Origin of the sequence: Candidatus Magnetaquicoccus inordinatus (genome assembly GCF_004217665.1) — a bacterium.
In the GTDB taxonomy this organism is placed as follows: domain Bacteria; phylum Pseudomonadota; class Magnetococcia; order Magnetococcales; family Magnetaquicoccaceae; genus Magnetaquicoccus; species Magnetaquicoccus inordinatus.
The window spans coordinates 1-7,809 of the sequence record NZ_RXIU01000171.1; the positions used below are offsets into that span (position 1 = coordinate 1).

The following is a 7,809-nucleotide window of genomic DNA, read 5'->3' on the forward strand; positions in this document are numbered from 1 at the left end:
AAACGCCGCACATTTTCAGCAAGGCTTTGCCCTGCACCCACCAGGAGGAGATAATCTCCTCCTGGACCTCCATAATAGTTTTCTGATTTTCAAATGCGATTGCCCTGGCCATGTGTCAAGAGAACATGACCTTTGCCGGTTTTTCTGTTACTCTGCAGAAGAGGGATGAGGGAAGGTCAGTGGCGATGAGTGTGCTGCGCGTGGGGTGCAGGGAAGAGTGCTGCCTGGGGGGAGTGAGGGATCGTGAGAGATAGTGGCACAATGATTATCAAGTGGACCATGGTGTTGATCTATTCGGCACTTTCGCTGATCATGGCAACATTTTTGTTGGCACTTGTGCTGCCGTTGGTGCTCAACCCCAACAACTACAAGAGCCGGATTGAGGCAATTGTACTGGAAAAGAGTGGGCGCAACATGCAGTTGGCTGGGGATGTGGAGTGGGAGCTGTTTCCCAATCCGACGATTACTCTCAAGGAGTTGACTGTCAGCAACGCGGCCGGTTTTCGTGCGGAACCGATGCTGAAGATACGTCGTTTGCAAGGGCGTTTGCCGTGGCAAAATCTCTGGCGGGGGCGCTGGTTGCTGGAGCATCCAGTGGCAACTGGCGTGGAATTGCTGCTGGAGAGCGATGCCGCAGGGCGCAACAATTGGGATGATCTGCTGCAGCGGATGCAGGGAGGGGCGCAGAAGGTAAGCGGAACGGGTGCTCCCGATGCGGATACTCTTCCTGCCGGGAATGGTTATCGAGAGAGCAAGCCGTTGCTGTATTTGGCCTCGCAGTTGTTGGCGGTATTGACAACGCATGAGGTGACAATCAAGGATGGTGTGCTGCGTTATTGTGCCTTTGGAGTGGAAGAAGCAAATTGTGCCTTGGCCGAGCATCTGATATTTGCAGCACAGGGGAAAGCAGCAGGGGTACAATTGAAGGCGGATCTGCAGGTGCACACGCCGCCGCTCTCAGGACGGTTCAGCATGGCCTACCAACCGCAGACCCAGGAGCAGGCGGGAGTGACGCAGTGGCAGAATCTGCAGATCAATTGGCGGGGCAAGGTCGATCTGCCGCCGGCCAAAGAGGTGGAATTGGTTTGGCGTTCTGATGTAACCCATGGTCCAGAACCAATGCGTGTGCATTTGCAGCAGATGGACAGTCGCTTGACCGTGTGGAGTGAAGCAGCTCTGTTTCGCGAGTTGAGTTTTGTGTTGCGTGGTGCAGCGTTGGCTGATGGCCAGACTGGCAAGCTGCAATTGCCCCAGGGAGGATTGTTGTGGCGGATCAAATCGGATCAACTGCCACCTGCCGGAGTGGAGTTTGCGTTACAGTCGGCCATGGAGCTGGATTGGCGGCAGGAACGCTTGGATTTGGCAGAGATGCAGGTGATCGGCCCGGCGCAAAGTCGCATAGAGGGAAGTTTGCATGGCACAGGGTTATGGAGTCAGCCACATGTTCAGGCCCAATTGCGCTCCTTTCGTTTTGATCCGCGGGCACTATTGGTAGCGATGGGACGTTCGGTTCCGGCTATTGCCGATCCCGCAGCGATGCGTTCTGGGAGTGGTTCAGCGGACATCCAGTGGCACGATCAGCAATTATCCATCGCTGATTTGGCGCTGGAGATGGATGGTTCACGCTGGCGTGGTGAGTTGAGTTGGCAGGCGGGAGTGCAGTCGGCGACTCTGCCACAACTGCGTTTTTTCTTGCATGGGGATCGGGTAGAGATAGATCGTTATTTGCCCCCGGAGTGGAGTGGTCCGCAGCAGGCAGGTTTGTTGAATCGCAGCTTGTTGGCTCCGGAGTGGTTGTTGATGGAGATGCCGCAGCAGGGTTTGCCGAAAATAGCCCTGCAGGGGCGGGTGGAAGTGGAGGAGTTGTCCAGCTCTATCGTACCCGCTGCTGATTTGTCAGTAAATATTGCCATGCAAGAGCAGCAGTTACAGTTGCAGCCCTATCGGATAGCGCTGCACAATGGGGTGTTGGAAAGTACACTGCACTGGGATGAGCGCAGTGGAGAGCCAGAGTGGCAGGTGGAAAAGCGCCTGCAGGGGCTGCAGATGGAACCGTTGTTGCGAATGCAGGGGAATACACGTTGGTTGACCGGGCGGATCAATGGGGTGACCCAGTTGCGTAGCCATGGCGTGCAGATGGAGAGCGTATGGGAGAATCTGCAGGGCTCCTATACGTTGACACTTGAGGATGGCGTGATTCATGGTGTCGATTTGGCCGATCGTTGGCGTGAAGGCGCACGCATGCTGCGTGAGCCACGCCCTGCACTGTCGGCAGGTGCGGAAAAGGGGAGTGGTGAACGGCGGTTGCAGACTGCTTTCAGTCAGATCAGTGGCAGTGGCCGTATTGCGGCCGGATTATTGGAAAACAGTGATTTGCAAATAAACGCCACCCCAATACAGGCGACGGGACGAGGCAATATGGATCTGCGCCGTGGGGTGCTGGATTATATGCTGGAGGTTGAGGGTGCGTTGCCACTCTCTGCGGAGTTGGCGAACGGACAGCGTCTGCTGTTGCCGGTGCGCTTGCAGGGGGAAATACAGAGTTGGAAAGGGCCTGTATTTGGCGCGTTACGCGCTGCCCCTCTGGCGCAACCATAGGCAACCACAGCGATTGCGCAGAGAGTGGAGAGTGTTGGCAAGAGTAGATGGCGAGTCAAGCCACAACTTTAAGAATAGGAAAGATGAGCGATGCGCAGAGTGTTCACTTTGCTGTTGGGAATGACTCTTTTGGCAGGGATGGAGCTGCAGGCGGCGCCAAGTATAGTGCAAGAGGAGACGCTGTCTGGACAGGAGTTGATCGGTGGGCAGCCCTTATTATCGGTACCGTTGGCACGACGCTTGTTGGCCAGTGGGTCGCCGCGTTTGCTGTTGCGGGTAGCCAATGAGGTGTTGAGTCGGGGAGGTGCGCCGTTATTGTCAGCCGATTGGTTACGTTTGAAGGCAGAGGCATTATACCAGTTGGAGGAGTATAAGGAGTTGCAGTTGTTATTGAAGGAGATGCCGGAGGAGAGTGTTGCGGTCTATCCTGATCTGCATTTGATTTTGGCAAACAGTTATCGGGAGAGTGGTGATTGTGCGGAGGCGCACAAGCGCTATAGCGTTTTTTTGTTGGCCTATCCTCAGCATGCGAAGCGATTTCAGGCACAGTTGGCTTTGGGTTTGTGTGCGTTGGAGTTGAACCGGGTAGAGGAAGCGGAGTTGCAGTTGCAGTTGTACGAGCAGGAGAGTGAACGGGCGCGTCAGGATCCCTTATGGTTGATCGCCATGGGCGAGTTGGCGCGGCGCAAAGGACAGGTGCAGGAGGAGCGCGGTTGGCTGGGACAGTTGGCAGAGCTGCCGACGCCGAATGATCTTGGTCAGCGGCGGGCGCGTTGGTTGGCTTTGGCGCGTTGGGAGGCAGGACAAAAACACTGGAATATGGCGATTGCCTGGTTGGAAAGTGGGATGCGTCAAGAGGGGGTGTTGCCACGGATGCGCACTCTGCACACACAGTTGTTGCGGCAATGGTTGGCGGGCAACGAGAGTGCGGCAGTGTTGGCCGAGCAACGACAACTGGCAGAGGCGCTGCGCCGGGCGACCGAACAGCGGATGAATGGCCTTAAACAGTTGTTGCGTGCTGACGGCAAGGGGATGGCCGAGCAGGGTCGTCGTTTTCTGTTGTTGGAGCAGTTGTTGCGCAAGGCGGCGAGTGAGGGATTGACGGGGTTGGTGGAAGAGGGAGGAATTTTGCATCCTGGGCAGTTGTGGCCGGGAGGGGAGTTGCCGGAGCTGTTGCGGGTTGCCTATGCAGGTTATGAGCGGGAGACAGGAGATCAGCAGCGGGCCTGGGAGTGGTTGGAGGGGCTCACTGTGCCAGAGGCAGAGGGGGAGCGTTTGTTGCTGCTGGCAAGCTGTACGAGTAGTGATGCACGTTTATTGAATGGAATATTGGATCGTTTGGCCAAGGTCAATGATTGGCCAGAGGGGTTGCGGGCGAGGGGGTTTCGCGCCCTGTTTTTGTTGACCGGGCAGGCCGGGCGACAAGAGGCGATGATTCGTGCGCGTGATCTATTAGGGGCGTTGACACCACAGAGTCGGGAGGTGCAAAGAGCGCTCTCTTATCATCAGGCGTTATTGTGGCAGGCCGAGGGAGCCAAGGAGCGTGCTTTGTTGGAATGGTTGCAATTGGTGGCGGTTGCTTCTGGCAAGTCAGAGGAGGATCGTTATTTGCCGGATGATCCACGACGGATGGCAGCGGCACTCTTGCAAACACAAGGTTGGCCGGCAGCAGCTCAGGAGCTGCGGCGGCGCTGAAACCAGCTTTGCCTATCCGGTTGGCCTGGTGAGACTCCTCATCAATGGAGCAACAGTTCATCCAAACTTGCAGCATCGAGGATACGTTCGCTCCAGGTGTCAATCATGGCAGTATCGGCACTGTTGATCTGCCCAATAATCGTTTCTGATAACGGTCCGAAGCGGCGCTGCAGCACGCGCAGCAGAAAATCAATTTTGCCTTGGCGTTCGCCAAGCAATTTACCACGCATCTCCCCACGCATCTCCCCACGCATCTCCCCACGTGATTCGCTCTCCTGTTGTGCCTGGAGAAACAGAGGGCGAAGTACGTCATTTTCCATAATATTGAAGACAAGAGCCATTTTTTCAGCCTCCTCTTTGACGGTGATTTCCAGTTTGCGCAAGCGGGAGAGGATGACCAGACTGGTCAGGGCATCGGCTCTGGCCTTGAGGGGCAAGTCGCTGATGCGCAGCAAGATCTCCCGCAGGGTATATTGGGTGTTTTCTTGTCGGCAGAGGATGGCGAGGATGTTTTCCTCCAATGCCGGACTATTCATAAGAGTATGACACTCTATGGAGCGTATATCCAGAAATTCGTAGTGGTAGAACAAATGGGGTTCTGCGATGCGGGCGGCAGGTTGCCACTTTTCTTCGCCGACATACAGCACTTTTTGCAGGATGGGGGTGTCGGGATAGTCGCGGCGAATGAAGGCATAATACATCAGCATGCGCCAATCCATGTTTTCCGGTCGGCTTTGCAGGTCGAGGTGAAAAATAGTGTTATCTTTCATCAAGAAGACAAGATCCGGGATGCGTTTTTGCGTAGAGGGAAATTCGACCGGCAGGCGGCGCACAGCCTGCTCGCCAAGCAGAGCTTGCAACAGATATTGGGGAGGCTTGCGGAACAGATCTTTAAGCACCGTATCATATTGCGAGCGATTGGTCTCTCCATCTCTTTTTATTGGGGGTGAGGTGTGCCTGGTTGGTTTGGCCATGATGGAGTGCACCGAAAAAGAGCTCAGGAAGATGTTGATGATTCCATTTTTATTGCAAGTTATAGCATGCGTGCCGGTTCTCTGGCAATTGGGAGGGGATTTGGCGGTTACAGAGTCAAAGCCCATTCATTCATTAACCCGATATGGCAGATATGTGACACTGTGGCAGAGAAGCAACAGACGGGATGGCTAATATATTATATTATGATAAATCAATAAGTTAGTCAGAAGATGATTGCTCAGAAAAATTGGTACGCATTCTGCTTTAAGAGGAAGCAAGTGCGTTGCATGGCAACCGCAGCGGTCAGGTAAGAGGGGATAGACCGAGAGGGTTTTAAGAAAAAAATGCTGGGGATCACATTTTTTTCTTGACGGCCCACAGACAAATCACCTATAAGCGTACCGAAGGTTGTTGCAGATTGGCAACAGGGTGTTGCAAAGAATACACACAGTCCATTTTGATTAATAGACGCTTCCGGATCAGCCGGAGGTCAGTTTCTCTCAAGACACAAGGAGAAGTTAGCAATGAAGAAGTCAATGATTTTGGGTGCAGCCGCTTTGGCAACCTTGATGATGGCAGCTCCCCAGCAGGTAAAAGCGGGCGAAGTGAAGTTGGGTGGTTATTATATGTTCCGCATGCAGGATGCTGATTCAACAGTCGCCAAAGATGCCGCCAATGTGGATAGCATTCGCGGTTGGCAGCATCGGGTGCAGTTGAACATGGATATGGTCCAAGACAAAACGACCCATGCGCACATGGTAGTTCGTGCTTTGGACAGCAGTGTGGTGCAGGGTGCAGATAACGCAGTTGGCGCCAGCGGTGGTGTCAGCTTCTCCGGTACCACCAGTAGCACCCCGGATTGGGCGATTCGTAAAGCATGGTTGGAGACCGATGCATTTGGTGTTGGTTTGAAAGTGGGTCATATGCCCATCGCTTTGAACGATAACATCCTGGTCAACAACGATGATACCGGTTTCGGTGCCGTGATGTTGAGCAAATCTTTCGGTGATGTGACCGCAGTGTTGGCCAACGTCCGCATCAACGAAGGTAACTTGAGCGGTTATTCCTTGGCTTCGGATACGGCTTATACGGATGCCTATAATGCCAACTTGGCTGCTGCTGTTGCCGGTGCTGGTGTTCCAGCAACGGCAGCTCAAAAAACGGCTGCAGCAGTGGCTGGAACGGCTGCCCGGACCGGCTTTGGTGCACACGATGATGATATCGATCTGTATGTCCTGGCCTTGTTGGGTAAAGTTAGTACCGTCAACTATGGTGTGACCGCTGCTTATCTGGATGCTGGTAAAGACAGTGCTCTTGGTGGTGTTTCCGGTAACAAGAGTCTGAGCGACACATGGTTGGCCGTGACCCTGAATACCGTGTTGGGTGGTGTGGATGTGACCGCGACCGGTGTTTTGGAAACCGGTATGCGTAATGTGACGGTTACTTCGGCTGCGACCAGCCAGCTCGATGGCAGCGGTGCTTTGGGTGCCTTGCGTTTGAAGGGTGACCTGCCGGGTATGGCCAAGGGTAGCGCCTGGAATGCCTATGGTATGTATGCCAGTGAAGATTTCACCGCGATCACCAGCCGTAACCCGGTTTGGTCGAAGACCTGGGATATGTCTGGTCCAGGAGCCCAAGATCTGTTGCGTAACTGGGCTACTGCCGCTGGCGTTACCCCGGAATCGAACATTTGGGCATTGGGCGCTGGTTTGACCTTTGTTCCTGCCCCCAACTGGACGATCAATCCCATGTTGGACTATGTGCAAGTGGCCAAAGATATCGACTATGCCAAAAATGGCAAGCTTGACAATCGTACCAATGGTGCTTGGGGTGGTGGCGTAGAAGTGGCTACCATGCTGAATCCGGCGACTCGTTTGGCTGTGACCGGTCTGTATGTTGATCCGAACGATAAGACCAACAGCGATGTTGCGACCGCAACCGATGGTATGCACGTGATCGAAGCCACCCTGAAGATGACCTTCTAATTCTTCAGTAAGGTTGTTGCAGCAAGACCCTGAAGGGAGGCGGAGTTTTCCGCCTCCCTTTTTTGCATCTGCAGGGGGTGGTGTGATCTGCTACAGAGCCCAAGCATTGTGCAGAGAGTAAAGTGCGGAAAAATCTCATCGCGCTTGTTTGCTGCAGGATTGTTGTTGATAGAAATAGGTTAGTGCTGGTACCCTGAATCTGACCAGTCCATCTTGTGCAGTGGGAGGCCAGTATTGTGACCACCATTACCTTCGATACTCGTAACTATTCAGGTTTGTGCTGGCTCGCCAGCTCTACCCCCATGGGGATGCTGTGCGGATTGGCGCAAAAATGCGCGCCAATCCGCACAGCTTGCTTCCATTAGGCGCGCTGCGCCGACGCAAAGAGCGCGTCGGCTTAGTTTGAAAAGCGCGCCAAAGGCAAAAGATTAAAAGCAAAATCCCAGGGATTCCATCCCTGGACCCGGCCAGGGAGGTGCCCTCAATGCCATTAACTTAGCAACATGGTCTATTATTTGGTAGAATAGGCGGGTATATTCCACTCTTAATGTAGGAG

Annotated in this window: 4 protein-coding genes; 3 read left to right on the top strand and 1 reads right to left on the bottom strand. The window is 54.1% G+C overall.

What is annotated here, in order from left to right:
- Positions 1 to 261 precede the first annotated feature (261 nt).
- Entirely contained in the window at positions 262 to 2,598 is a 2,337-nt protein-coding gene (locus tag EJP87_RS11705; protein WP_130472061.1) for an AsmA family protein, read from the top strand.
- A gap of 90 nt (positions 2,599 to 2,688) precedes the next feature.
- Positions 2,689 to 4,293, top strand: coding sequence for a tetratricopeptide repeat protein (locus tag EJP87_RS11710; protein WP_130472062.1), 1,605 nt, complete (start codon positions 2,689 to 2,691; stop codon positions 4,291 to 4,293).
- A 41-nt stretch (positions 4,294 to 4,334) separates the two neighbouring features.
- On the opposite strand, the gene EJP87_RS11715 is transcribed toward EJP87_RS11710, so the two are convergent.
- Positions 4,335 to 5,267: a DUF4351 domain-containing protein gene (locus EJP87_RS11715; protein ID WP_193771325.1), complete on the bottom strand. Its 933-nt coding sequence runs from the start codon at positions 5,265 to 5,267 to the stop codon at positions 4,335 to 4,337.
- A 525-nt stretch (positions 5,268 to 5,792) separates the two neighbouring features.
- On the opposite strand from EJP87_RS11715, the gene EJP87_RS11720 reads away from it, so the two are divergent.
- The gene (locus EJP87_RS11720; protein ID WP_130472064.1) at positions 5,793 to 7,253 is read left to right on the top strand and encodes a hypothetical protein; all 1,461 of its coding nucleotides are present in this window, start codon (positions 5,793 to 5,795) and stop codon (positions 7,251 to 7,253) included.
- Positions 7,254 to 7,809: the final 556 nt, after the last annotated feature.